The sequence below is a fragment of the Nibricoccus aquaticus genome (genome assembly GCF_002310495.1).
Lineage (GTDB): Bacteria > Verrucomicrobiota > Verrucomicrobiia > Opitutales > Opitutaceae > Nibricoccus > Nibricoccus aquaticus.
In genome coordinates this window covers 1,525,638-1,551,823 of record NZ_CP023344.1, presented here as the reverse complement: position 1 = coordinate 1,551,823, position 26,186 = coordinate 1,525,638, and the positions used below count along the sequence as shown (strand labels likewise).

The following is a 26,186-nucleotide window of genomic DNA, read 5'->3' as shown; positions in this document are numbered from 1 at the left end:
ATGCGGACCGGGATCAAGGGAGGGAGGGCGAAGGTGAAGTGGGGCCTTGCCAAGCGGCGGTGGGCGCGTGATTTAAGGCGCGGACAGGCTTTCTTGAACTGAGCGCCTTTAGCGGCGTTAACCCTGCGTTTTTAGCCCCGTTTTCATGAGTTACCTCCTCGCGCTCGACCAAGGGACCACTTCCAGCCGTGCGGTGATTTTTGACCGTCGCGGGCGGGCGAGGGCGCAAGCGCAGCAGGAGTTCACACAGTATTTTCCCAAGCCGGGCTGGGTGGAGCATGAGCCGGAGGACATCTGGGAGACGACGCGGCGGACGGCGATCGCGGCGGTGGCGGATGCGAATCTGACGGGCGCGCAAATCGCGGCGATCGGGCTGACGAACCAGCGTGAGACGACGTTGCTGTGGGACCGGGCGACGGGGAAACCACTGGCGCGGGCGATCGTGTGGCAGGATCGGCGGACGGCGGGGATGTGCGCGCGGTTGAAGAAGGCGGGGCACGAGGTGCTATTTCGGCGCAAGACGGGGCTGTTGCTCGATCCGTATTTCTCGGGGACGAAGCTGGCGTGGCTGCTCGATCATGTGCCAGGCGCGAGGAGGCGGGCGGGGCGAGGGGCGCTGGCATTTGGGACGGTGGATGCGTGGCTGTTGTGGAAGCTGACCGACGGGCGTATCCACGCGACCGATGCCACGAATGCTTCGCGGACGTTGCTCTACAATCTGTGCACGGGTGGGTGGGACGAGGAGCTGCTGGAGATATTGCGCATCCCGCGCACAGTGTTGCCGGAGATCCGTTCGTGCAGCGAAGTTTATGGGGAAGTGTCGTCGATTCCGGCTCTGCGTGGTGTGCGGATCGCGGGGGTGGCGGGGGATCAACACGCGGCGTTGTTTGGGCAAGGGTGTTTCCGGCCGGGGATGGCGAAGAACACGTACGGCACGGGGTGTTTCATGTTGTTGAACACGGGGGCGAAGCCGGTGGCGTCGAAGCACCAGCTGCTGACGACGCTCGCGTGGAAGATCGGCGAGCGCACGGAGTACGCGCTGGAGGGGAGCGTCTTTATAGGCGGTGCGGTGGTGCAGTGGCTGCGCGATGGGCTGGGGGTGATCGCGCGTTCGGGCGATGTCGAAGAACTGGCGGCGCGCGTGCCGGACAATGGCGGGGTTTATCTCGTGCCGGCGTTCACCGGGCTGGGGGCGCCGCATTGGGATGCGGAGGCGCGAGGGGTGATCGTGGGGATCACGCGCGGGACGACGGCGGCGCATGTGGCGCGCGCGGCGCTGGAGAGTATTTCGTATCAAGTGGCCGATCTGATCGCGGCGATGGAGGCGGATGCGGGGTTGAAGCTGCGCGAGTTGCGCGTGGATGGTGGCGCGACGGTGAATGCAGGGCTGCTCCAGTTTCAGAGTGACTTGCTGAGGCGGGCGGTGGTGCGGCCGCGGGTGGCGGAGACGACGGCGCTCGGGGCGGCGTTTTTTGCGGGGCTGGCGGTGGGGTATTGGAAAAGCCGAGACGAGATTGCGGCGCTGTGGCGGGCGGACCGGACGTTCAGACCGAAGGCTGCCGCCGCAGCGGTCGCGCGTGGTCAGCGGGACTGGCGGCGTGCGGTCGATCGGGCGAAAGGCTGGGCCGCGGGCTGAGGGGATGTCCCTGCCTCGATTGCAGCTGATTCGCCACAGAGCGAGTGGGCGCGGGCGCGGTTCATTTATTTTCGACGTCGTTTCTCAATTTGCCGCTTTGAAAATCTCCGCCGCACTCCCATCCTCGCCCGCATCTTTGGCCCTGGCATGAAAAACACCCGCACCCTCCGTACCTTTGCCCGCAGTCTGCTCGGCGCCGCGCTCACGAGCGCATCCGCCTTTGCCATCTCGCCTGACGATCTCTCCGCGTTGCTGGCCAAGGCTCAGACCGGTGACGGTATTGCGCAGCATAATCTCGGTCTGGTCTATGCGAACTCGCAGGAGGCGATCTCCGATCTGGTCGAGGCTTACGCGTGGTTGAATCTCGCGGCGGATAATGGCGCGACGGGACGCTCGTTGATGATCGTCACGCGGCAGATGACGCCGGAGCAGGTCTCGGATGGGAAGCGGCGGTTCGAGCAGATCCGTGATGCGATCGCCGCGAAGCGGGCGGTGCCTGCGCCGGTGCTGGCTGCGAAGACGAGCCCGGTTTCGCCGATTTCCGACAGCCCGGTATCCGCTTCTCCGATCCGTGCGACCGGCCCCTCGCCCGCCGAGATCGAGGCCCGCGAGGCTGAGCTGAAAAAAATCAGCGCCGAGCTGGCCGCTGCCTGGAAGGAAAACGACCAGCTCAAGTCGGCCGTCACGAAGGCGGGCAAGGACGCGGCGGATGCCGCCGCTGCGCTCAAGAAGGAGAAGGATCAGTTATCCGCCTCGCTTGAAGGCTCGATGCGGGAGATCGCGGGCATGAAGGCCGCGGCCGCGAATTTTGAAGGCGAGCGCAACGGTCTGCTTCAGAAAATCGCTGATGCGCAGAAGGCATCGGATGGCGAGCTGCGCCTGAAGATTGTGGCGTTGGAGACCGACCTGGCCAGGGCTGGCGCCGTGGCGAAAGAGCTGGATGCGGCGAAGCAATCGCTGGCCGCGATTGGCGAGCAGCAACAGAAACTCACGGTTGAGAATCAACGGCTGGCGGGTCTGGTGAAGGAGTCCGAGAACGCCGCCGCCGGGAAGGCGGCAGATGCGGATAAAAGTCTGGCCGCGCTCCGAGCCGATCTGGCCGCCGCGCAGGCGCAGCAGGCCGAGGCGGCGAAGACGATCGCCGCCGGAGAAAAGACGGCGGCCGAGCTTGCGGCCGCCCAGACGCGTATCCGGACGCTGGAGTCGGACGCGACCAAGTTTGCCGGGGAGAAGAAGGATCTGACTGCGAAGCTCGCGGCGGCGGCGGCGAGCGCGGTGCCGGCCACGGAGATGGCGCGCATGAACAGCCAGCTGGCGGATTTGAAGGACCGATTGTCCTCGTCGCAGCAGGCGCTGGCGGTCGCGAATGCGGACGTCGCGAGTCTGAAGCAGGAGTTGCAGGGCGCGAAGAGCGGGGTGGTGCCGATCCAGCAGCACCGGGAACTCCAGGCGAAACTCGAAGGCGCGGCGGCCGAGCAGCAGAAGCGCGCGCAGGACGAGTTGAAAAAAGTGCAGACCGAAGCAGCGGCCGAGAAGGCGCGGTTGACTGCGGAGCTGGCGGCGGTGACGGCGGCGTCAACGGAGGAAGTCGGTTCGCTGAAGGCGGGCGCGGCGAATTTTGAAGGCGAGCGCAACGGATTGTTGAAGAAGATCGCGGATGCGGAGCAGGCGCTGGTCGCGGCTGCGGCCGAGAGCGCGGGGCTCAAGGAGCAGATCGCGACGTTGAAGCGCGAGACGGTGCCGGGGCAGCAATTCCGGGCGCTGGAGGTGCAGCTTGCGGAGGCGGTCAAAGCGCGGGCCGAGCAGGAAAAGGCGCGTGAAGAATTGCAGAAGTCGGTGGCCGCGCTCGAAGCCGAGAAGGCGGGATTCGCGGAGAAGTTGAGCGCGTTGAGCGATGCTTCGAATCGTGAAGCGGCCTCGCTGAAGGCGGGTGCGGCGAATTTCGAAGGAGAGCGTAATGGACTCTTGAAGAAGATCGCCGATGCGGGTGAAGCGCTCGCGCGGGTGACGGCTGAGGCTGCGGCGACGAAAGAGACGCTGGCGCTCGCGCAGGCAAACGCGCGAGACGCGGCGAATACGGCGGCGGATCTGGCGCGCGTCAGCCAGGAGCTGGACGCGGCGAAGAAGACGGCGGGCATTTCGCAGAAGGCGCTCGCGGATGCGCGGAGCGAGACGGCGGAGTTGAAGAAGCAACTGGCGGACTCGAAGGCGAAGGTTGTCCCGGCGAAGCAGTATCAGGAGCTGCAGGGGAAGTTCGACGCGCTGACCAAGGCGCATGACGAGCAGCAGGCGGCGCAGACGGAGTTGCAGAAAAAGGTCGCGGCGCTGGTGGCTGAACGCAGTGAACTCTCGGGGAAACTCACGGCGCTGACCGATGCTTCGCGCGGCGAAGCTGCTGGGTTGAAGGCGGCGGCGGCGAATTTCGAGGGCGAACGCAACGGGCTGTTGCAGAAGATCACGGAAGCCGAGCAGGCGCTGGTGCGCGCGACGGCGGAGAGTGACGGGTTGCGCGGGCAGCTGGCGGTGGCGGCGAGAGCCGGCGAAGGACCGGCGCAGCAGATCGAAGAGCTCCGGGCGCAACTCACGGCTGCGGGGCGCGCTCAGGAAGCGCAGCAGCGGCAGCAAACGGCGTTGAAAGAAACGACTGCGGCGCTCGAAGCGGAAAGCGCGCGGCTGACGCGCGAACTCGCGGCGGCGCAGGCGGCTTCGGGCGATGTGACGCGGGTGACGGCCGCGATGGAGGCGTTGCAGGCGAAGCTCGCTGCGGCGGAGCAAGCGGCGACGGCGGCGCGCGCGGATCGTGAAGCGATGGGGCTACGCGTGGCGGTGCTGGAGCAGCAGGCGGCGGCGCCGAAGGGCGAAGATCCGGCGGCGTTGCGCAAGGAGCTCGATGCGGCTGCGGAGCGGAACGCGGCGTTGGTCGGTCTTTCGCGGATCAAGCAGGAGGAGCTCGATCAGTTGCAGAAATCGCTCACGAGCACGGACAGCGAGCGCGCGGCGCTGGCCGGGCGCATCGCTGCGGCGGAGAAACTGGCGGCCGAAGCCAACGCCGCATCGCAAGCGGGCCGCGAGGCGTCGGCACAACTCGCGGGGATGCGTGAGCAGCTGCGCAACGCGCAAAATCAAGTGGGTCAGCTCGCGGCGGAGAACATCCAGCTCAAGAACCGGCCTGCTTCCGAGGCGGGTGGAGCGGGTGCGCCGTCGCTGGTGTTGAGTTCGCCGCGGCGCCCGGCGGCCACGTCTTCGCCGACATCGACGCCGGTGCGGGCTTCGCAAGTGGCGGAGGCGCGTATTCACACGGTGGCTGAAGGCGAGACGCTGACGCGCATCGCGCGGCGTTACTACGGCAACAGTGAGCGCTGGGCCGACATCTACGATGCGAACCGCGCGAGCCTGCCGAATCCAGCGGCGCTGACGATCGGCATGAAGCTGCGCATCCCTTGATGCGCGGGGCGGGTCGGTGAGCGTGGCAGGTGGTTTGAGCGCGGATTGCGCGGGCCGCCTCCCGCGGTGAGCAGGTTGCAGCCGGCTGCCGAGCGCGGGCGGCGTGGCGGGCAGATTCATTTTCCAGTTTCTCCATGCTTCCCAAGTCATCCCCGGGTTTGGTTCTCCATCGTCGTGTGCGCATCCTCGGCCTGCTGGGCGCGCTGCTGATTTCAGGCGTCGCGCTGGCGGCGGCAGATGTGTCGCGGCAGCCGCCGGCGGTTTATGCGGAGACGGTGGCGCCGCTGCTGACGCCGGTCGCGGAGATCACGGTGCCGCGCGAGCGGGCGAAGGATGACGCGAATTCGGGGATCACGCTGCTGGACGAGCGTATTCATATCGTGGGGGCGGATGGGCGGCGCGTGGTTGTGTGGCATATGGCGTACAAGGCGTTCACGGAGGCGGGGGCGAAGTCGTGCGCGGAGGACGTGTTCACTTATCTGCGCGGCGACCAGAAATTCCATCTGGTGACGGCGGAGACGATCCAGCCGGATGGAGCGGTGCTGCCGGTGCGGCCGAATGCGTTGCTGGTGCAGTCGCCGCAGCGGCAGGCGGACTATGCGCTCTATGACGATCAGGAGGAGGTGAAGATTATTTTCCCGAATGTGAAGGAAGGGAGCATCACGCGGGTGATCGCGGTGATCGAGGACACGCAGGTGCGGATGCCGGGTGAGTACGCGCACGATTTCACCTGGAACAGCACGTGGGCGACGGTGCGGATGAACTATGTGGTGGATCTGCCGGCGGTGCTGGCGGAGCGGTTGCGTATTCACAGACTGGGCTCGGATGTGCCTGAGCCGGTGCGGAGCGAGCCCGAAGCCGGGCGGGTGCGGCTGCGCTGGCAGAAGACGGAGATCGCGGGTGTGCGCTACGAAGTGGGGCGGGCTCCGGCGCGGCAGGTGGGGCCGGCGATCCAGTTGAGCACGATCGCGGCGTGGGAGGATGTGGGGCGCTGGTTCGGGGGATTGTTGAAAGGGCGCGATCAGCTGGCTCCGGAGCTGGCGAAGAAGGTAGATGCGTGGACGAAGGATTCGAAGACGCGGGAGGAGATCATTCGCGTGCTGCTGGCGCAGGTGGCGAACAATGTGCGCTACACGGGGCTGGAGCTGGGGCAGGCGGCTTATCAACCGCACGACTGCAACGAGGTGTGGGAAAACCAATACGGCGACTGCAAAGACAAGGCGAACCTGCTGGCGGCGTTTTTGCGGCACAAAGGGATCGAGGCGCGGGTGGCTCTGGTGAACACGCGGCACCTGGGGCTGATCGACCGGCGTTCGCCGGATTATGGAGCGTTCACGCATGCGATCACGGCGATCGCGGATGGGAAGGACGGCTATGAATTTTGCGACCCGACGATCGCGTTTTGCGCGCCGGGGATGATCGGGCCGGGCAGCGCGGATCGCGATGTGCTGGTGGTGAGCGAAGCGGGCGGGGAGTGGGTGCGCACGCCGGCGCAACATGCGGGAAGCGCGGCGTATGCGTTCGACCTGGAGCTGGATGCCGCAGGTGAGCTGTCGGGCTGGATGTCGGTGACGGCGGACGGTTATTACGGGGCGGGGCAGCGGGAGAGTTTTCGCAAGCGCGATGCCGAGGAGACGAAGCGGACGCTGACAGACTGGGTGCGGGGATTTTTTCCCGGGGCGGAGGTGATGGATGCGATCAAGGTGAACCCGGAGGCGGAGACTGGCGCGGATGTGGTGAAGGCGTACTTCATCGTGACGGCGCGGCAGGATCAATCGGACGGGCGGCGCACGCTGAGGTTTCCGCATGGAGGCTGGATGCTGCCCAGTCTGGGGACGTCAGCGCAGCGGGAATCGACGTATTTCCTGCGCCAGGACAAAGTGTCCGTGAAGATGGCGGTAAAGCTGCCGGAGGGATTGGCGGTACAGGTGAGGCCGGAGCCTTATCGGTTCGAGACGCCGACGGGCCGGGCGAGCGCGAGCTGGGAATTTTCCGGAAGGATGGCGCGGGCGGAGCTGGTGGCGGAGATCACGCAGCCGGTGCTGACGGCGCCGGAGTTCGGGCGTTATTACCAGGCGGTGCAGTCGATGGAGGCGTGGCTGGGCAAGGCGGTGGTGCTGGCGATGGAGGCGGGCGTGAAGCGCGCGGAGACGAAGACGGCGGAGGCGATCGATCTGCCGCTGATGCCGACGGGCGAGGGGCAGATCTCGCTCGTGGAGAAACGCTATCCGTACGAAGGCAATCACGGGCTGAGGCGGGCGGCGCTGGAGCGCGTGCTCCAGTATTTCCCCAACGACAAGAACACGGTGTTTCAGGCGCAGGTTAGGATGGGGTTTTTGGATTGGGCGGCGGATAAGAATGAGCAGGCGCTGGAGCGAGTGCGGCCGTTGCTGGCGAACTATCGCGCAGCGGTGAGCATCCACGATTTCGCGTGGGCGGAGTATCTTGAAGCGCTGGCGTTGCGTGATCTGAAGCGGACTGCGGAGGCGCTGGCGATTTTCAAGCGGCTGGCGGGCGACACGACGATGACGCTGTTCCGGAGGTCTATTTCGTTGATCTCGGCGGCCGATATTTTGGAAGCGCAGGGAGATGAGGCGGGGGCGGTGGAGTTGCTGGCGGGCGGGCTGGAGCTCGATCCGGAGAAGCGGAGCGCGACTTATCAGCGGCTGGTGCGGCTGTTGGTCGCGAAGGGTGAGGCGGAGCGGTTGAAAGCGGTGCTGGCCGGGTTGGTGGAAAAGCATCCGGGCGAGAGCACGGATGTGCTGGCGGGCGTGGTGAAAAACGCGGCGGGCTGGCAGGGCCAGGACGCGGTCGCGCGTCAGCGCGTGCTGGAGAAAGTGGTGGCTGACGTGGTTTCGTCGCCGGGCGAAAAGCTGCAGGAGGCGATCAAGGAACTGGGCGCGAACTGGCGGACGCTTGAAGTCGTGACGGAGCTCCAGGCGGAGCTGAAGCGGCGGCTGGCGGTTGAGCCGCTGGCGAGCTGGTATCGGCCATCCCAGGACAGCACGTTGAAGGCGTGGGACGATTTCGAGGCTGCGATCAAGAAGGCGGAGGGGAAGAGCGATGCTCAGCTGGGGACGAAGCTGGCGGTGGAGGCGTTGATGAGCCTGCCGTTGGATGCGGACTTTCCGGCGCATTTGCAGCGGGCGATGGGGCAGGCGGAGTGGTGGTCGCGGCAGAACGAGGGCGCGCCGCCGCCGGTCTTGCTGACGTTACTCGATCTCGGAGAGAAGCTGCCCGGGACGGAGCATGCGTATTATGAGGCGCGATTCTGGCGGGCGAGCACGCTGGCGCGACAGGGCGATGCGGCGGGAGCGCGCGAGGTTTATCAGAAGCTGGTGGCGCAGGTGGATCTGCCGGAGACGTTCGTGAGCGCGGCGCATCACCGGCTGGGGATGAATCACGAAGCGGCGGGCGAGTATGAAGCGGCGCTGGCGGTTTATCTGAAGCTCGAGGTGCGGGCGAAGGAGTCGGCGACGGCGGCCGGGGCGTTGTTGAGGGCGGTGTTCATCCAGCTGCATTTGAAGAAGCCGGCGGAGGCGCTGCGGGTGATCGAGGTGCTTGGGACGGTGCCGGAGGAGACGTTGAAGAATGCGAGCGGGGAGAAACAAATCCGGGAGTTTGTCGCGCTGGCGAAGGCGGGCGTGGCGGAAAAATTCTGGGAGGCGCGCAAGAAGTGGTGGCCGGCGTGGACGGCACTGGTCGCGGGAGTGAAGCTCCCGGCCGACGATGTGGGCGAGGTGGTGCCGGTGATCGAGGATCTCGTGGCGCTCGGTCGTGAACTCGGGAAGGCGCAGCGGGCGAAGGATACGCGCGAGTATTTCCTCGTGCTGAACCGCGCGGTCAGCGCGTCGCGGTGGTTGCCCGCGTATGCGCCGGAGGTGGCGGGACTGCGTTCGTTGACGGCGAAAATGTTACCGGCAAAAGACGCGGCGCTCTATGCGTTGGTGATCTCGATGCTGGAGATACCGGTGCCAGTCGGAGTGACTGGCGAGGCGGAGCGGCAGGTGCAGCTCGCGGCGAATCTGGTGGACAGCCGGAAGGCGGAGCGGGCGTTGAAGGTGGTGATGGCGTTTCGTGCGACGAAGCGGCCGGAGGATGAAAGCAGCCGGGCAATGTTGCGTATCTGGGGCTTCGCGGCGCTGGCGGCGCGCGATCAGCGCGAAGCGTGCGCGGAGGCTTTGGAGAAGCAGCTGGCCGATCCGGAGATGCCGCATCGAAGAGCGATGTCGGTGGGTTTGCTTGCGTCGCTTTACGGGGCGCTGGGTCGTGGTGAAGACCAGGAAAAGCTGCTGCGACGTGAACTCGGCAACGGGCATGTGATGACGGACGAAGAGGGGAAGAAGGAGCTGGAGTCGAAGCTCGCGCAGCTCGGGGGAAGCCGGCGTTTCGCGGCTCAGGTGGGCGAGTGGATCAAGAGCGCGGGGTTGAACTGGTATGATTTTGTGGAGCCGCAGAGCCTGGCCGATCCGCGGCTGCGCGATCTGGAGGAAGTGTTGAAGAATCCTCATGCGCGTTTCGGGCTGTCGGAAGTCGTCAAGCTGCAGCTGCTCCTGGCGCAGGATGGGAATCGCGGGCTGGACGCGCAGCAGACGGCGTGGGGTGAGGCGTTGTACGCGCTGGCTCTGGATTGTCCGACGCGGCAGGAGATGGCGCGGTTGATCGACACGTTTGTGGCGCGTGAGGACGTGCCGGAGGATTTGCGCGCTTATCTGTTGTGGACGGGCCTGTGCGATGCCTCGACGGAGAAGTGGACGGAGGAATTCGCGCGGTGGGAGAAGCACCCGCTGACAGCGCGGTTCAACGAACGGCAGAGGCAGATGATGCCGTTGCTGGCGCGCTCGGTGGCGGTGGACATGACGGATGCGGAGGCGATCGCGGAAGTGATGGAGGAAACGAGCCGGGGGGAAATCGGCGGGTCGGAGCGGGCGTTGATCAACGAGCTTTCGGCGGCGCTGCTGGGGATGGGCGAGATCGAGCCGGTGAGGCGGCTGGCGGAGAAGATCCCGGGCTGGCGTTTCGCGGGCAGCTTGAACACATCGGCCGAGCGGATGCAGCTGGAGTTCGCGCGGCGTATCCGGGCGGCGGAGCAAGGGGCGGAGATCCACGCGGCGTTGATCAAGCGGACGCTCGAAAAGTTTCCGCAGCTGCCGGAGCGGTTGCCGGCTGCGTATGCGGGATTGCGGCGGTCGCTGCTGGCGAAGGCTCCGTGGTACGCGGACAAAGACATGCATGCGGCGTGTCTTTATCTGGTGAAGACGCAGCAGTTTGACCGGAGCGATCTGGATTTCTGGAGGGTGTTTTTGAAGAGCCTGCATGAAACGGAGGGCGGGCAGGAGTTCGCCTTTGAGCTCGGGCAGATCGCGCTCGAGACGGCGAAGGATGACACGGAGCGGGCGTGGGCGGTGGAGCTGCTGCAGAGCGCGGTGGACATGGACATGGCCGATGTGCGGGAGCGCGTGCAGGCGATGCTGGCGCCGTACCGGGATGACCTCGATGCTCCGATGACGAAGGCGGAGATCCGGTTGCAGGACATCCATGTGGCTTTGCGGACCGGGCAGGCGGTGGATCTGGAGACGTGTTTCGACGGGATCGAGCATCCGCTAAAGCCCTACATCCAAGTGCGGACGACGCTGACGCATCTGTTGCAGACGGGGAACGATGTGGCGTTGAAGCGTTATCTGGCGGCGACGGATTCGAACCTGGTGCTTAACCTGGGGCTGGCGGATCTGGCCATGCGGGCGTTTGACCGGCTGGGCATGAAGACCGAGGCGAAGCTGGCGCGCGACGTGTGCCGGCGGGAAATCAGGCGCGTGATCGGCGCTTCCTGGATGTCGATGTCGGCGCGGCAGGTTTTCATGATCGAGCGGCTGGCGGAGGCGTTGAACGAGCCGGAGATTTTGCCGGCGAAGTGGGTCGCGGATGTGCGCGAGCGCATGAGCGATCCGCGGGCGCGGCATCAGGTGTTGATGCTGGACGTGTGGCTGCGCCGTGACTGGAAGGCGGTGGTGAAGGAGGCGGATGTGTTGATCGCACTCAATCCGAGCCGCTTCGATCTCTACTGGTCGCGCGGGTTCGCGCTTTCGGAGCTGGGGAAGAAAGCGGAGGCGATCCGCGACCTCACAACGTTCGTCACGTACAGCAAGAATCAGCTGGAGTATCCGAGGGCGCTCGAGCTGCTCGCGAAACTCAAGAAGTGAGCGCGGTGGAGCGTTGGACGCGGCGTGGAACGGCTGAATTGCGGTGAGGCTGATCCCGGAGTGGTGGTTGGAGCGACCACTCCGGGAGGTGTTTTTGATTCCGCCAAAAACCGCGTTAGCCTGACTGCGCCTTGGGCGCGTCCGGCACTGGAAAGCACGGGACGTGAAGCTGGCGCATCTCGTTCATCCAAAGTTCGTGTAACACGTTTCAGATTTTTTCGTGGATAAATCCTTCCGGCGGATAGGTGGTTTGGCGGCAGCGAGATGTGTGCCTAAAAAATGTGGCATTGGCAGTACGCAGCACTTGCCAAGACGGTTTTTGCGGGGCGGTATCGCCGCCGTTGTCGTTTGCGCGGGAGGGCTGCGGGAGCGACGGCTTCAACCCCAACCTTATCCCCTGTTATCCTATGCGTACGTCTATCATTGGCGCGGCGGGTGCGTGCATGTTTGCCGCACTGTCGTCTGTCGCTTCCGCCCAGATCATCACTCAATGGAATTTTAATTCGGTCACAGCCGATGCGAGCACCAGTACAGGCTCGGCGCTGCCGTCGACGGGAAGCGGAACGGCTTCAGTCATCGGCGGGGTGTCGGCCAGTTTTGCGGCTGGGAGTCCGCGCGATCTGGCCTCGGATAATACGGCGTGGAGTCTGGCGAGCTGGCCTGCGCTGAGCGCGGCGTCGGGCACGGCGGGCGCGCAGTTCATGGTGAGCACGGTGGGTTTCACCGGAGCGCTTCAGGTGAGTTTCGATCTGCGGCAGACGACGACGGCGAGCGAGCGGTTCCAGCTTCAGGCGACGTCCGATGGCGTGAGTTTTTCCAATGTGAGCGGCGGGACGGGATCGTTTGGCGCGGTGGGAAATAATACCGGGACGGTGTTCGGGACCGACGGGTTATTCATCAACACGGTGGCGGCCAGCAGCCAGGCGTTTGTGCAGAGTGTGACGTATGCGTTTCTCGCGGGCAGTGCGTTCGAGGATAACGCGAACTTCGGGTTTCGGCTGGTCTCGGTTTTCGATGGTGCGAGCTACGATGCGGCGGGTGCGACGGCCAACTATGGGACGAGCGGGACGCTGCGGCTGGATATGGTGACGGTGTCGGCGGCGTCAGTCGCGGTGCCTGAGCCGGCGACGAATGCCTTGCTGATGGGAGCGTGCGCGCTGGCTGCCGTGGTGTGGCGGAAGAGTCAGAACAAGCGGAGCGGACGGAGAAACGAGAAGGCTGCGGCTGCTGGCGTCAGATAAACGTCAGTGCGAGTGACAGCGACACGATGGCCATGAAGGTGCTGAAGAGGATCGTGCCGGAGGCGAGCGGTTCGTCGCCTTTGAGCTGAGTGGCCATCGTGTAGGAAATGCCGGCCGTGGGGCACGCGAGGAAGACGAGCACCACGGCCAGTTCCATCCCGGCGAGGCCGAGGCGGCGTCCGATGAAGTAACCGATAACTGGAGACACGAAGGTTTTCACGAAGGCGGCGGCGGCGGGGATTTTCCAGCCTTGGACGGCGTTGGTCTGGGCGAGGGCGCCGCCGATGCCGAGGAGGGCGAGCGGGAGGGCCATCTGGCCGAGCCAGTCGAAGGACATGGCGACGGTAGTGGGAAGAGGGAGTCCAGTGAGCGCCCAGGCGAAGCCAGCGAGCGTGGCGAGGAGTGGTGGAGTGGTCGCGAGTTGTTTTAGCAGCGGCTTGATTACGGCGCGGCTGAGCGTGTGCTGGCTGACGATGAGCACGGTGACGCCGATGACGTTGTAGAGAACGAGCATCGGGGCGAGGGCGACGACGGCGGAGGCGCGGATGGAGAGTCCGGAGGCGGTGGGTGTGTCGGGGAGGCTGAAGACGATGGGGAGGCCGACGTAAGCCAGGTTACCGCGGAAGGCGCCTTGGACGAAGGTGCCGATGCGGGCGTTGTGAAGGCGAAGCAACCAGGCGGCGAGGTAGGCGACGACGAGGACCAGGGCGGTGGCGCCGAGCAGGGTATGGAGCATGGGCCGGGCGTCGTCGGCCGCGTGGAGCGAGGTGGCGAGCTGGCTGAAGAGGAGGGCGGGAAGGCCGAGCCAGTAGGTGACTTTGTTGGCTTCGCGTAGAAAGCTGGCGGATACGAAGTGGGTGTGCTGGAGAACGGCGCCGAGTGCGATCAGCAGGAAGACGGGAGCGAGGACGTTGAAGACGGTCACAGGGAGGCGGAGAAATGACCCATGAGCAGTGATCAATGTCCAGTGGCGCAAGCGCAGGGACGGGAGAGGGAGAGCGATTTATGACTGGTCATTGGGCGGGGACGCAAAAAAGCCACCGGGTTTGTGTGGCCGGTGGCTGAAGAGGGGCGGAGGGTGCAGGGATATGCGTTACGCGCCACCACCGCTGGCGGCGGCGCTTTTGGATTTGAAGGCGTTGCGGAAGCTGGCGGCGAGGTAGTCTTTGTTCATGCGCGCGATGAAGTCGTGCGAGATGAGTTTGGGGCAGGCGGCGGAGCATTCGTACTGGTTGGTGCAGTTGCCGAAGCCGAGGGAGTCCATCGTGGCGACCATGTTGAGCACGCGTTGGTCGCGCTCGGGCTGGCCTTGGGGGAGGAGTGCGTACTGGGAAACTTTCGCCGAGACGAAGAGCATGGCGGAGGCGTTTTTGCAGGCGGCGACACACGCGCCGCAGCCGATGCATGCGGCGGCGTCCATTGCGAGGTCGGCGTTTTCTTTTGGAACTGGGACCGAGTTGGCGTCGGGAGCGGCACCGGTACGGATGGAGATGAAGCCGCCTGCTTGCTGGATTTTATCGAAGGCGGAGCGGTCGGTGATGAGGTCTTTGAGGACTGGGAAAGGAGCGGCGCGGAAGGGCTCGACGGTGATGACGGCGCCGTCGGTGAAGCTGCGCATGTAGGTCTGGCAGCTGGCGACGCCTTTGTGCGGGCCGTGGGGTTTGCCGTCGATGACGAGGGAGCAGGTACCGCAGATGCCTTCGCGGCAGTCGTGGGCGAAGGCGATGGGCTCCTCGCCGCGGGCGGTGAGGTCATCGTTCACCACGTCGAGCATCTCGAGGAACGACATGTTCGGATTGCAGTTCGTCGCTTTGTATTCGGCGAAGCGGCCGGCCTGATCAGGACCAGACTGACGCCAGACGCGGATGGTGACGGAGATGGGTTGGGTGGAAGTGGTGGCGGCGACCATGGCGAATAAGGAAAGGGCTGAGGAGCGTAGCGAGCGAAGGGTTAAAGCGGTGAGGAGAAAAGGTGCCGGAGTGTGGCGTGCGGCGTGGGCGGATCAGGATTTTTTAGTTTTGGAAGGAGCGGATTTGGCGAGGGTGTGGAAGCCGATCTCGCGGGCTTTGTCGTCTTCGTCGATGGGCGACATGAGTTCGCGGATGGCTTCGAAGACGATCTTGAACTGGTCGTCGTATTTTTTCTCCAAGGCGCGGAGTTTGCGCGAGAGGTCGGCGCTGGAGGCGATCAACTGTCGGAGGCGGACGAAGGCGCGCATGATCTCGATGTTGACCTGCACGGCTTGAGGGCTGCGAAGGACGCCGGAGAGCATGGCGACGCCTTGTTCGGTGAAGACGCTGATGGTTTTTGAGAATTTCAGGTTTACTGAGGATGTCCCAAATTGGGATATCCTCACGATCTCTTCACGAGTGAGCGTAAACATGAAATCCTCGGGGAAGCGCTCAAGATTACGAGTAACTGCCCGATTGAGGATGCGCGTTTCTACGCCGTAGAGCTCAGCCAAATCGCTGTCTAAGAGGACTTTTTGTCCACGGATGAGGTAGATGCGCGAGTCGATGCGCTCGATCGGGATCAGCGGTGATGCTGATGAGGCACCCGTGGCCTGAGCTTTGGAGGAGGATGTCACAATTTGGGATATCCTTGGCGTGAGCGGGGGCGAGTCGTCGGGGCTTACTTGTAGGAACGGACGCTCATCTTGACGGTTTCGTAGTTGAGAGGCTCGACGTTGCGGAGCGGGGTTTTGCCTTCGCCTTGGAATTCCCAAGCGGCGACGTGGGCGAATTTTTCGTCGTCGCGTTTGCACTCGCCGTCCGGGTGTTGGAACTCCTCGCGGAAGTGACCGCCGCAGGATTCCTCTCTAGTGAGAGCGTCGCGGCACATGAGTTCGCCGAGCTCGATGAAGTCGGCAACGCGGCCGGCTTGTTCGAGGGATTGGTTGAGGGCGGCACCGGTGCCGGGGACTAGGACGTTTTTCCAGAATTCTTCGCGGAGGGCGGGGAGTTCCTGGAGGGCTTTTTCGAGGCCTTCCTTGGTGCGAGCCATGCCGCAGTAGGTCCACATGATCTGGCCGAGTTTCTTATGGTAGTAGGAAACGGGGTGCGTGCCTTTGGCGGAGAGGAGGCGCTGGTTGATGGAGTTCACGTTGTCCTCGGCCTGCTTGAATTCGGGGGCGTCGGTCTTGGGGCGGGAGCCGGGCTTCTGGTCGGCGAGGTAATTGCCGATGGTGTAGGGGAGAACGAAATACCCGTCGGCGAGGCCCTGCATGAGGGCGGAGGCGCCGAGGCGGTTGGCGCCGTGGTCGGAGAAGTTGGCTTCGCCGAGGACGAAGAGGCCGGGGAGGTTGGACATCAGGTTATAGTCCACCCAGAGGCCGCCCATGGTGTAGTGAACCGCCGGGTAGATGCGCATGGGCGTCTGGTAGGCGGACTCGTTGGTGATCTCGGCGTAGATGTCGAAGAGGTTGCCGTAGCGTTCGCGCACGCCGTTTTCGGTGAGGCGCTTGATGGCGTCCGAGAAATCCAGATACACGCCGAGGCCGGTTTCGCCGACGCCGCGGCCTTCGTCGCACATGCGCTTGGCGGCGCGGGAAGCCACGTCGCGGGGTGCGAGATTGCCGAAGCTCGGGTAGATGCGCTCGAGGTAGTAATCGCGGTCTTCCTCGGGGATGTCGGCCGGGTTCTTTTTGCAGTCTTCTTTTTTCTTGGGGACCCAGATGCGTCCGTCGTTGCGGAGGGACTCGGACATCAGGGTGAGCTTGGACTGGTAGTCGCCGGAGACGGGGATGCAGGTCGGGTGGATCTGCGTGTAGCACGGGTTGGCGAAGCAGGCGCCGCGTTTGTAGGCACGCCAGATGGCGGTGGCGTTGGAGCCGCGCGCGTAGGTGGAGAGATTGAAGACGTTGCCGTAACCACCGGTGCCGAGGACGACGGCGTCGGCTGCCCAGCGGCGGATTTCGCCGGTGTTCAGGTTGCGCGTGATGATGCCCTTGGCCTGGCCGCCGATGACGACGACATCGAGCATCTCTTCGTTGGGGAAAATCTCCACGGCACCGGCGCCGGCTTGTTTCATGAGCGCGGAGTAGGCGCCGAGGAGGAGTTGCTGGCCGGTCTGGCCGCGAGCGTAGAAGGTGCGGGAAACCTGGGCACCGCCGAAAGAGCGGTTGGCGAGGAGACCGCCGTACTCGCGGGCGAAGGGGACGCCTTGGGCGGCGCACTGGTCGATGATGTTGACAGAGACTTCGGCGAGGCGGTGGACGTTGGCCTCGCGGGCGCGGTAGTCGCCGCCTTTGATCGTGTCGTAGAAGAGCCGATACACGCTGTCGCCGTCGTTCTGGTAATTCTTGGCGGCATTGACGCCGCCTTGGGCGGCGATCGAGTGGGCGCGGCGGGGAGTGTCGTGGAAAACGAAGCACTTCACCTTGTAGCCTAGCTCGGAGAGGGTGGCGGCGGTGGATGAACCGGCTAGGCCAGCGCCGACGACGATGACCTCGTATTTGCGCTTGTTGGCGGGGTTAACGAGTTTGATCTCGGTCTTGTACTTGCGCCATTTGTCGGCGAGCGGGCCGGGAGGGACTTTGGAATCGAGTTTGGCCATGGCGGGTGGTGCGCGGGGCGGTTAAAAGAGGTGATGGGCGGTAATCGCGGTGTGGATCAGCGCGCGATAGCGGTGGCGACGGGAGTTGAGCAGCAATCGGTGGTGCAGGCGGTGGCGGCCACGGTGCCGGGGGCTGGTTTGACGAAGCCGCTCAGGATCGCGCCGGGGATGGCGATGTTGCCCGCAAGATAGAGGAAGCAGAAGAGGCCGACGACTTTCCGCAGGCAGCTCGCCCAAGTCTGGTTTCTCCAGCCGAGGGTTTGGAATAGGGAGTCCATGCCGTGGAGCAGGTGAATCGTGAGGAGCGTGATGGCCAGGATGTAGAAACCGGAGACGATGGGATTGGAGAAGCCAAGGTAGACCATGCTGTAGACGTCGTGAACGGCTTCGCCTTTGGCCACGACGGGGAAGCCGAGCAGGTGGAAGTCGGACTGCATCTGGTACTCGGCGAGGTTGGTTTTGTAGTTACCGCCCTCGGCCCAGCTGGCGCCAATCGTGAAGTGAGCGAGGTGATAGATGATGAATGCGAGTACGACGATGCCGCTGAGGCGCATGTAGCGGGAAGCCCACGCGGCCTGGAGCCAGCGGGTGACGCCGTAGCTGCTGGGGCCGCGGGCGGATTTGTTTTCCAAGGTGAGCACGACGGCGGCCCAGATGTGGATGGCGATGCAGGCGAGCAGGCCGAGACGGACGGCCCAGAGGGCGGGCCCGAGGCTTTGGAGGAAGTGGGCGTAGCCGTTGATCTTATCGGGGTGGGCGAAGATCTGGAGGTTGCCGACCAGATGGCCGACGACGAAGCCGATGAGGATCAGGCCGGTGATGGCCATGAGGAATTTCCGGCCAATGGACGAACGGAAGAGATTGCCGATGAGTGTCATCGCGATGCGGGGGCTACAGGTCAGTTACCCGGATGGCCGTAGATGGTCAGCGGGCAGAGCGGTCGTAACCTGACTGTGCGGGGCAAGTAAAGGTCATCGACGGTCGGTGCCTGCTTTGGGTTCTGATATTAGTGAGCCTAACCTTTTTGAGTAGGTCGCGGTCGGTGCCTCAAGTTAGTGAGGCTTCGTTTCGATGAAGGGGCATTTACTGCCTGGTGGCATGAGCGGGGTCACTTTCCGCTTGAGATGCCGGGTAAAACCCCTAATTTGCAAGTTATGTACAAAAGAAGTCTTTTAAGCCGTGTGGGCATGTATGCGATAGGCGCATGCGCGGCTGGAGGGCTGGCTTCGACGGTTGATGCGCAGACGGCGATCGCGGATTGGTCGATTATGGTATCGGACGCCTCGAATTACACCGATCAGGCGAATGGGCTCAATTATCGCAACACGACGTACGCGATCACGAGTTTCTCCACAGGCAGCACCAGCTATGGTTTGTCGTCGACGATCGCGAGTGCGGTCTATGTGCGGCGCAACACGGATTCCAGTGGCAACGGCTCTTCCAATCAGAGCGGCATCGATAACAATAACCGCAGCTCGGTCTGGAACACGCAGTATGACGATACGGATCGGTTGTTGGGCACGTATCAGACGAGCTTGAATGGGGTATTGTTGAACAACAATGCGGTCATGGGTGCAGACAATGTGTTCGCGAATAGCAGCGACGCTTCGCGGAAGAGCGCGGGCAATATCGAGCGGTTGGATTTCTATTTTGGAGCGACGACGGTGAATGCGAGGGAGGGGCTCACGATTTTTGACCGCGGTCTCGCGGGCGAACACGACAGTGTGAAGATCGCGGTTTTCACTTCTTGGAATGGGGCCAATGGCGGTTCTCCGCTTAGTTATTCGGGTAATGTCGTCACGCTCGGCGCGTCCAGCTATGGCAATAATCTTGATTGGAATCCCAATCAGGCGGGTGTGCAGGACAGCATGACTTACACGCTGCTGCGTTTTAATAACGGCGATAATCTCACGGCACTGGATGAGGCGATCGAGACGAACACGCAGGGAGTGGCGGGCTCGTTTATCAGTTTTGCCGATCTGGGGATAGCCTCGGGAACGACGATTTACGGCTACTCGATCATGGGGTCGGATGTGACGACCAGTGTCAGCAATCTGGCCGACTGGCGGAATGCGACTTACTATCCGACTGGTACGACGGACGATAATGGAGGCATCGATTTGATGTCGTTTAACGGACGCATCGCGCGTCCGGTGCCGGAACCATCGACCTACGGGGCATTGCTGCTCGGTGGTTGCGTGGGCGTGTGGTTTTTCCGCCGTCGGAGTCTGTCGGCGCAGACGCAGCGCGTTTGACGCTCTGTCTGGCTGAGTTAACGACGACCTCGGGTCGTGTTTAACGAGCGAGCGGTTTAAGCAGGGAGAATTTCCCGCTGGCAGCGGGGGCGATGAAGCGGCGGCGAAAGGCGTTCACGCGCACGCCGGTGCCGAGCATCGCAGCGAGTGCGGGGGCGACGGTTTTTGGCGCAACGTGGTCTGCGACGTAATGGAAGTCCCAGCGATTATCGGCGGTCTGGATGAGGCTGTAGTGCCAGCAGGCGAAGTCGGCGGGGAGTGCGGTGTCGATCTCGGATGGGGAGACGATGCTGCCGTCGGGGCGGAAGTAGAGATCGCGTTCGCGGCCCAGGAGGCGGAAGCCGTGCGGGAGGCGGCGCACGATGTCGCCGGTGTGATAGCGAAGCAGCGGCATGGCTTCGCGGTCGCGCGTGGTGACGAGGATCTGGAAGACGTCATCAAGACCTCGATACGGCACGAGTTCGATGAAGGCGTTGGCGTCGACTACGCGGGAGTCGTCTTGAAAGGCGGTGCCGACGAAGAGGTAACCGGCCTCGGTAGAGCCGTAGAGATCGACCTGCGGGGCCGGGAAGGCTTCGGCGATGCGGCGGCTGTGCTGGAGGCTGGCTTTGCCGTAGGTGAGGATGACGGCTTTAAGGCTGGTGATGCGGATGTTTCGTTTCAGCGCGGCGCGGGCTAGCAGCGAGAGATAGATGGGTTCTCCTTCGAGAACTTCAGGCTGCGTCGCTTGGAGTTCGAGGAGGATGCGGTCCCACTCAGTTTCGGGGAAAACGAAGGGATCGCTCGTGAGGTTGAGGTAAACGGTGCCGTCGAAATAGCGGTGAGGAAAGGGGTGATCCTCGTAAGGGCAGAGGTTACTGGAGCAACCGACGGGAGCCAGGATGCACTTGCGGTAGGGACGACCGGCGAACTGGGCAAGTTGGGGATGAGCGAGGTAAGCGCGGGCGGTTTGGGCGACCCACCAGCCGTCTTCCATGATGACGGTCATCGGGCCGGATGTGGTGCCGGAGGTGGATTCGTATTCGAAGCGTTTTTCCTGAAGGCCGCGTTCGATCTCGGAGTAGTCGGCGAAGAAGGCGGTGTGGCCGTTTTCGACGATGTCTTTTTTCGAGAGTGCGGGGATCTCTTGATAGCAGCTCCAGTGCAACGGCTCTGAGTGGAGAGGGAAGCGGCGCGTGTAGAGCGGGCTGCGTTGGTAAATTTTGCGGATTTCGCCTTCGAGCGCCTGCGGAAGGCGGTTGCCGGATGGGGAGTCGAGGGCTTCGGGGCTGTTACCGAAAAGTGGCGTGGGAAGGCTGGCGGTCGTCACAGGTTGGAAATTGATTAGGGACCTAACGGCAGGGTTTTCATCAAGTCAAACGGAGCGGCGAGTCAGTGCTTTTTCAGAGTGGCCCAGATGGGGGCGAAGAAGAACAGGGCATTAAGGGCGAGGCTATGAGTGATGAGGCCAGTAAGGGCTTTTTCGAAGACTTCATCGACCGGCATGGTCGCGATCTGAAGTTCTTCGTCGGGGTCCCAGTCCAGCGCGGATTGGCGTGTGCAATTCTCAACGAAGACGAGGTGGCATCGATTATTTATGATCGCCGGGTTGGGGTGGATTGAGGCGAGGAGGCGGGCGTTGCCGCCGATGAAGCCGGTTTCTTCGCGGAGTTCGCGGAGGCCGGCGGCGATGGGGTCTTCGCCGGCATCGATGACGCCGCCGGGGACTTCCCACGAGAGCTGGTTGATGCCGTAGCGAAACTGGTTCACGAGGACGAGGTGGTGATCTGTGGTGAGGGCGATGACGTTAACCCAGTCGCGCGAATTGATGACGTAGAAATCACGCTCGGTTTTGCGCACGGGATGGCGGTAGCGGATGCTGCCGAGATCGAAGATGCGCGTGGAGGCGATCGGGGACTCGCTCAGTTTTTCCCAATGCGGAGGTGTGGGAGAATCAGCCATGATTGGAGCGAAGGAAGTGATGTTTGGGTGAAAATAAAAAACCTCCCGACCGGAGCGGTGGGGAGGTTTTTTGAGAGTGAGATAAGTGACCGAGCGCTTACTTCTGGGGGAGTTTGAGCTTCTGGCCGACTTTGAGGCTCTTCCAGTTCACGCCTGGGTTGACGGAGATGAGGTCAGCGGATGTGACGCCGTTAGCCTTGGCAATCTTGCTGGGGATGTCGCCCGACTTGACGATGTACTCGCCGGGGCCGGCGACGGCGGGGGCTTTAGCTGCACCGCCGGGACCGGCGGCAGCGGCTTTGGGCTTGGTGAGGGATTCCTGGAGCTTGGTGATTTCGGCGCGGACGGAGCCGAGTTCATTGGCGACGCTTTGGAAAGCAGTCTGGGTGTCGCTGCTGAGGCGGGTGACCGAGCCACGGACGCTCTCGGCGGTGGAAGCGGCGCTGCTTACCTGCGACTCCATGGACATGATGCGCGAGTTGATGTCTTCCTTGAGAGAGGTGATCTCCTTGCCGGCGGCGCTGAGCTTGAAGAGCGCGACGATGGCGAGCAGGAGCGCGAGAGCGCCGGCAATAACTCCTGCGAGAGGCAGGAAGCTGTTATTTTCGCGAGAAATGGTGTCCATGAATTTGGGAAGAGTTAAGGTTTCGACGGTTACGGTGAAAGAAAGGGTGTAGCAAGCAGAGAGTAAACCAAAGTGTTCACCCGCAAATGAGCCGGAGTTTTTTTGAGAGTTACGTTGACAGTGGCAAAGAAGGTCGGTGCTTTGGCGCGGTTTTCGGGGTGTAGCTTAGCCTGGTAGAGCGCCTGGTTTGGGACCAGGAGGTCGTAGGTTCGAATCCTATCGCCCCGACCACTTTTACGATCCCATCACTTAGTGGTGGAGATCGGTAAGAGGGTGGAAGCAGGAGCCACTGGTAGCGACGCGCGGTGCATCATAGCGCGGCGACTCCAAGTGCCCATGGGATCCAGCGTACTGACGAGATCGAAGTATTTAACGGCTTCATCGGTGCGACCGGCCTCCATGGCGATGGTCGCGAGATGATACGACGCTTCAGCGCGGATGACTTTGAGCTGAGTGGCGTCGTCGGAGAGTTGCTTAAGCTTGGCTTCGCCGTCGGCGGACTGGCCGGAGAGGACTTTGGAGATGGCGGCACCGAGGAGTGCGCGGGCGCCGAAGGGGCCGGTTTTGAAAACGGAGGAGGCCTTTTGGTAGCTGGCCGCGGCGTCGGCGTATTTGCCGGCGGAGTAGACTTCGTCGGCGAGTTGAAGAGTGGCGGCGGCACCAAGGAGATGGTCGGGGTACTGGGAGGCGAAGCTCTTCAGGCGTTCGCTGGTCGAGGCGGCGGCGTAGGCGGCGGCGATGTCTTTTTCTTTTTGAGCGCGAAAATATTCGAGACCGCCTTTGGCGATAATGACGACGAACGCGGTAGCGCAGGCAAAGTAGATGGCCTTGGAATTTTTCTTCCAAAATTTGCGCAGCGTTTCTTCAAAATTGGGCGCTACGGGCACATCAATGACGGGAGCATTAGCGGGAGTCTGCGGATCTTGGGGGGCGGAGGTGGACATGAGCGGAGCGTGTTTGAGCGCGGTCTATTAAGAGGAAAGAAACCGCGACCAAAACAAATGGCCTCTGGTGTGTAAATGCAGGAAATGGCGATGGGCGCGGCGGGATGGAAAGGTGTGAGCGGTTGGGTAGCGGGTTAGAATTTCAGGCGAACGCCGGTCTGGATTTGCCAGCGTGAAGGGCCGGGCTGGAGGACGGGGCCGCGCACGGTGGTGAAGCGGTAAACGTATTGGTTGGCGGCGGGATCGTAGCCGGCGCTGGCGATGGGCTGGGTGTGGGGGAAGGGGATTTGTTCGATGCGGCCCCAGTCGGGATTGAGGAGGTTGCCGAGGTTGATGATGTCGGCGAAAAACTCGGCGCGCAGATCGCGCCAGAGGGAAATTTCCTGGGTGAATTTCAGGTCGAACTGATGGATGAATGGGCTGCGCTCGCTGTTGCGCGGTACGACCTGGCCGGCGAAGCGGGCGAGTTCGGGGCGGGTGTTCAAGTAGGCGAAGAAGGCGTCGGCTTGGGCGGGATCGGTCCAGCGGACGCGGGGATCGTAGCGGCCGGAGGGGACGTAGAGGAGGTCGTTGGAGTAGTCGGCGGAGTCGCCGTTGGTGTCGTTGCTGAAGATGAAGCTGTACGGGCGGCCGGTGCGGCCTTCGTAGGCGAGGGTGAGCTTTGTATCGAAACCGCGGATAGCCGCGAAGCGCAGGGTGCCGCTGGCGAGGAAGCGGTCGCGGACTTGGGTGCTGGCGGTGCCGGGTTCTTCGTCGTTGGGGTCGAGACTGGCGCGGGTGGAGAAGTTGGAGCCGGCGGTGCTGGAGGTGGTCGGACTGGTTTCGCGGGCGCGACCGCGTGTGTAAGAAGCGTTGAAAGCCCAGTGGCGGCGGAGCGGGCGGCGGAGGCGGGCGGTGAGTTGGGTGGCGCTGCCGTGCGAGGTGTTGGTGAGTAGGTAGACGTCGGAGTAGGCGACGTGCTGGTATTGGCTGTTTGATGACAATGCGAAGGAGGCGGTGCGGTTGCCGTAGATGGCGCGGCCGTCGGGACCGGTGCCGGTGCGGCGGAGGTTGAGGTTTTGGTAAGTGAGGCCTTGAAGTGTCTCGGTGTGGACGGCTTCGAGCGTCGCGGTGAAACCGAGCCAGGGGAGCCGGTGATCGAGAGCGAGATTGGCGCGGGCGACGGTGGGCATCTTGAAGTCGTCGTCGAGCAGGTCGACGCGCTGGCGGCGGCCGGCGGGGTTGCCTTTGGGCTGGTTGTCGGGGTCGGGCGAGAAGCCGCTGGTGATGGAGGTGTTGAGGAGACTGGAAGTGCCGTCGTTGGTGTACGGATTGGACAGCCATACGCCAGGGGCGCGGCCTTGGAAGATACCGGTGCCGCCGCGAAGCGTGAGGCGGGCGGAGTCGTCGAGCTTCCAAGTGAAACCGATGCGCGGGGCGAGGGTGGTCGCGCCGTCGAAGGTGTGGTCGTTGCGGCGGCGGAAGGTTTGTTCGAAGAGTGGGTTGTATTCGGGCTTCTGATTCGTGGAGAGCCGGTCGATCCGGAGGCCGAGGGAGAGGTCGAAGCGGGCGGAGGGCTTCCAGCGATCCTGGAGGAAGAGGCTGTTGGTGGTGTAGCCCCATGCGGCGGTGGGTGTGCGGCCGGGCAGGACGTATTGGTAGGTGTAGGAGCTCGGGGTGCCAGAGGCGAAGTTGGCGATGCTGGAGAAGCTGTAATTGCCGAAAGCGTTTTGGAGAAAAGTGTTTTCAAAATCGCTGCGCTCGGCTTCGACGCCGACCGTGATGCGGTGGTTGCCGTACAGCCAAGTGCCGAGGGCGGATGACTGGGTGTTCTCGACGGCGAGGTCGTTGAGCTGGCTCGTCTCTTCGGTGCCGATGATGACGGAGCCGGTGTCGGTACCGTCGGCGGAGGGGACGCCGTTGACGCGGACTTGGGGGAAGCGCTGGCCGGTGGTGCGGGCGGAGGTGTAGCGGTGGCGGGCGAATTTCACTTCGCTGCTGAAGTCATCCTGCCAGCGGCTGAAGAGCTGGACGGAGTAGGCGTCGAGCGATTGTTCGCTGAGGTACCAGTGTCCGCTGAGGGAGACGCGGCCCGAGGTGGAGTAATCGGCGAAGTTTGGATTTTGTCCGCGCGTGCGGCTGTAGCGGGTGCTGAGGCGGTGGCCGGGGGCGATCTGCCAGTCGAGGCGGGTGAGGTATTTGCGGTCTTGTTTGCGTTGGGCGCCGGGGTTCACGAGCGAGCCGGGGTCGTATCCATAATTTTGAGCCAGCGAGACGATTTGGGCGAGGGACGCGGGAGCGGGATCGAAGCCGGCGGACGGGGCGGGTTCGGTGCGCTCGGAGTATTCGTAGCCGGCGAAGAAGAAGAGGCGGTTGGGCAGGAGAGGGCCGCCGAAGGTGATGCCGCTTGTCTGATCTGTGAAGGGATCGCGTTCGCCAGTGACGGGGTGGTGGGCGCGGAAGTTTTGGTTGCGGTATGAGTAGTAGAGCGAGCCGTGGAACTGGTTGGTGCCGCTGCGGGTGACGGCGTTGATGGAGGCACCGGTGAAGCCGCCACGGCTGGCGTCGTAGGGCGAGACGTCGATGCTGATGGCTTCGACGGTTTCCATGGAGAACGGATTGCCCTGGGAGGGCATGCCGTTGGGCGTGAGGCCGTACATGTCGTTGAGACGGACGCCGTCGATCTGGGTGGAGTTGAAGCGCGTGTGTTGGCCGGCGGCGGTGAGTTCGCCGCGTTCGGAGTCGATCAAGGTGACGTTGGGGTCGTTGCGTGCGTACTCGTTGAGCGAGCGATCGATGGAGGGCTGGTCGTCGATTTCGTCGCGAGAGAGCGCGGTGCTCGGGCCGGGGGAGAGAGCGGTGCGGGTGGCGGTGACGACGAGTTTATCGAGTTCGTGAACGTGGTCGTCGGTCGTGGCCCGGCGGGTGAGGTGCAGAGTAAGTGCAGGCGAGAAATTTTCTCCGAGGTCGAGGTGGAGCGTGGGCACGGTGCGGGTTTCGTATCCAAAGTTTGAAGTCGTGAGCGTGTAGGGTCCGCCGGGTGGAAGGCCGGAGAAGGCGTAGCGACCGGAGCGGTTGGTGCTGGCGTGTTGTTGCGCTCCAGTGGGCGCGTGAGACAGCGAGACGCTGGCACCGGCGATGGGCTCGCCGGCGACGTTAAGAACTTCGCCGGACAGGGCCGACGATGTTTCGTTTTGTGAGCGGGCGGACGTGCAGACGCAGCAGAGCGCGAGCGCGGCCATCCCTATTTGAGCAACCTCCCGAAGGCTCATAGTGGGGTAAGAGCCGGACGAGAGCGGGGCGGTTAAGTGGCGTCGATCTAAAAAATTACCGGAGTGGAAACTGGTCGGCGGATGCGGGCGCAAAA

The 26,186-nt window shown here is 63.4% G+C and carries 15 protein-coding genes and 1 tRNA gene; 6 read left to right on the top strand and 10 right to left on the bottom strand.

Features of this window, described 5'->3' with window-relative positions:
* Positions 1-145 precede the first annotated feature (145 nt).
* The 4 genes from glpK (at position 146) to CMV30_RS06465 (ending at position 12,521) form a co-directional block, all read left to right on the top strand.
* A complete protein-coding gene (gene glpK, locus CMV30_RS06480; RefSeq protein WP_096055256.1) occupies positions 146-1,636 on the top strand; it encodes a glycerol kinase GlpK in 1,491 nt (496 codons plus the stop codon).
* Between the two features lie 147 nt (positions 1,637-1,783).
* Positions 1,784-5,080, top strand: coding sequence for a LysM peptidoglycan-binding domain-containing protein (locus CMV30_RS06475; protein ID WP_096055255.1), 3,297 nt, complete (start codon positions 1,784-1,786; stop codon positions 5,078-5,080).
* A gap of 134 nt (positions 5,081-5,214) precedes the next feature.
* The gene (locus CMV30_RS06470) at positions 5,215-11,280 is read left to right on the top strand and encodes a transglutaminase family protein (RefSeq protein ID WP_096055254.1); all 6,066 of its coding nucleotides are present in this window, start codon (positions 5,215-5,217) and stop codon (positions 11,278-11,280) included.
* 407 nt (positions 11,281-11,687) lie between these two features.
* Positions 11,688-12,521 (top strand): PEP-CTERM sorting domain-containing protein, encoded by an 834-nt coding sequence (locus CMV30_RS06465; protein WP_096055253.1) that lies wholly within the window; start codon positions 11,688-11,690, stop codon positions 12,519-12,521.
* On the opposite strand, the gene CMV30_RS06460 is transcribed toward CMV30_RS06465, so the two are convergent.
* The 5 genes from CMV30_RS06460 to CMV30_RS06440 all read right to left on the bottom strand — a co-directional run bounded on the left by CMV30_RS06460 (position 12,514) and on the right by CMV30_RS06440 (position 17,953).
* On the bottom strand, positions 12,514-13,446 hold the full coding sequence (locus CMV30_RS06460; RefSeq protein ID WP_096055252.1) for an AEC family transporter: 933 nt from the start codon (positions 13,444-13,446) through the stop codon (positions 12,514-12,516). The genes CMV30_RS06465 and CMV30_RS06460 overlap by 8 nt on opposite strands.
* 168 nt (positions 13,447-13,614) lie before the next feature.
* The gene (locus CMV30_RS06455) at positions 13,615-14,400 is read right to left on the bottom strand and encodes a succinate dehydrogenase/fumarate reductase iron-sulfur subunit (RefSeq protein ID WP_175414984.1); all 786 of its coding nucleotides are present in this window, start codon (positions 14,398-14,400) and stop codon (positions 13,615-13,617) included.
* Positions 14,401-14,523: 123 nt separating this feature from the next.
* Positions 14,524-15,108 carry an ORF6N domain-containing protein gene (locus CMV30_RS06450; protein WP_245844419.1) on the bottom strand — a complete coding sequence of 195 codons (585 nt, stop codon included), beginning with the start codon at positions 15,106-15,108 and terminating at the stop codon, positions 14,524-14,526.
* A 44-nt stretch (positions 15,109-15,152) separates the two neighbouring features.
* Positions 15,153-17,075, bottom strand: a complete 1,923-nt coding sequence (locus CMV30_RS06445; protein WP_096055250.1) for a fumarate reductase/succinate dehydrogenase flavoprotein subunit — start codon at positions 17,073-17,075, stop codon at positions 15,153-15,155.
* A 56-nt stretch (positions 17,076-17,131) separates the two neighbouring features.
* Complete coding sequence (locus CMV30_RS06440) at positions 17,132-17,953, bottom strand: succinate dehydrogenase cytochrome b subunit (protein ID WP_096055249.1); 822 nt, start codon at positions 17,951-17,953, stop codon at positions 17,132-17,134.
* 309 nt (positions 17,954-18,262) lie between these two features.
* Between CMV30_RS06440 and CMV30_RS06435 the strand changes: the two genes are divergently transcribed.
* Positions 18,263-19,330, top strand: coding sequence for a PEP-CTERM sorting domain-containing protein (locus tag CMV30_RS06435; protein ID WP_175414757.1), 1,068 nt, complete (start codon positions 18,263-18,265; stop codon positions 19,328-19,330).
* A 40-nt stretch (positions 19,331-19,370) separates the two neighbouring features.
* On the opposite strand, the gene CMV30_RS06430 is transcribed toward CMV30_RS06435, so the two are convergent.
* The 3 genes from CMV30_RS06430 to CMV30_RS06420 all read right to left on the bottom strand — a co-directional run bounded on the left by CMV30_RS06430 (position 19,371) and on the right by CMV30_RS06420 (position 21,896).
* Entirely contained in the window at positions 19,371-20,639 is a 1,269-nt protein-coding gene (locus CMV30_RS06430; RefSeq protein WP_096055247.1) for a phenylacetate--CoA ligase family protein, read from the bottom strand.
* Positions 20,640-20,701: 62 nt separating this feature from the next.
* On the bottom strand, positions 20,702-21,271 hold the full coding sequence (locus tag CMV30_RS06425) for an NUDIX hydrolase (RefSeq protein ID WP_096055246.1): 570 nt from the start codon (positions 21,269-21,271) through the stop codon (positions 20,702-20,704).
* 97 nt (positions 21,272-21,368) lie between these two features.
* Positions 21,369-21,896, bottom strand: a complete 528-nt coding sequence (locus CMV30_RS06420; protein ID WP_096055245.1) for a LysM peptidoglycan-binding domain-containing protein — start codon at positions 21,894-21,896, stop codon at positions 21,369-21,371.
* Between the two features lie 154 nt (positions 21,897-22,050).
* Between CMV30_RS06420 and CMV30_RS06415 the strand changes: the two genes are divergently transcribed.
* Positions 22,051-22,127: transfer RNA gene (locus CMV30_RS06415), tRNA-Pro, on the top strand.
* A 14-nt stretch (positions 22,128-22,141) separates the two neighbouring features.
* Here CMV30_RS06415 and CMV30_RS06410 read toward each other — a convergent pair.
* Positions 22,142-22,840, bottom strand: coding sequence for a tetratricopeptide repeat protein (locus CMV30_RS06410; protein ID WP_096055244.1), 699 nt, complete (start codon positions 22,838-22,840; stop codon positions 22,142-22,144).
* 134 nt (positions 22,841-22,974) lie between these two features.
* Positions 22,975-26,061, bottom strand: a complete 3,087-nt coding sequence (locus CMV30_RS06405) for a TonB-dependent receptor (RefSeq protein WP_175414756.1) — start codon at positions 26,059-26,061, stop codon at positions 22,975-22,977.
* Positions 26,062-26,186: the final 125 nt, after the last annotated feature.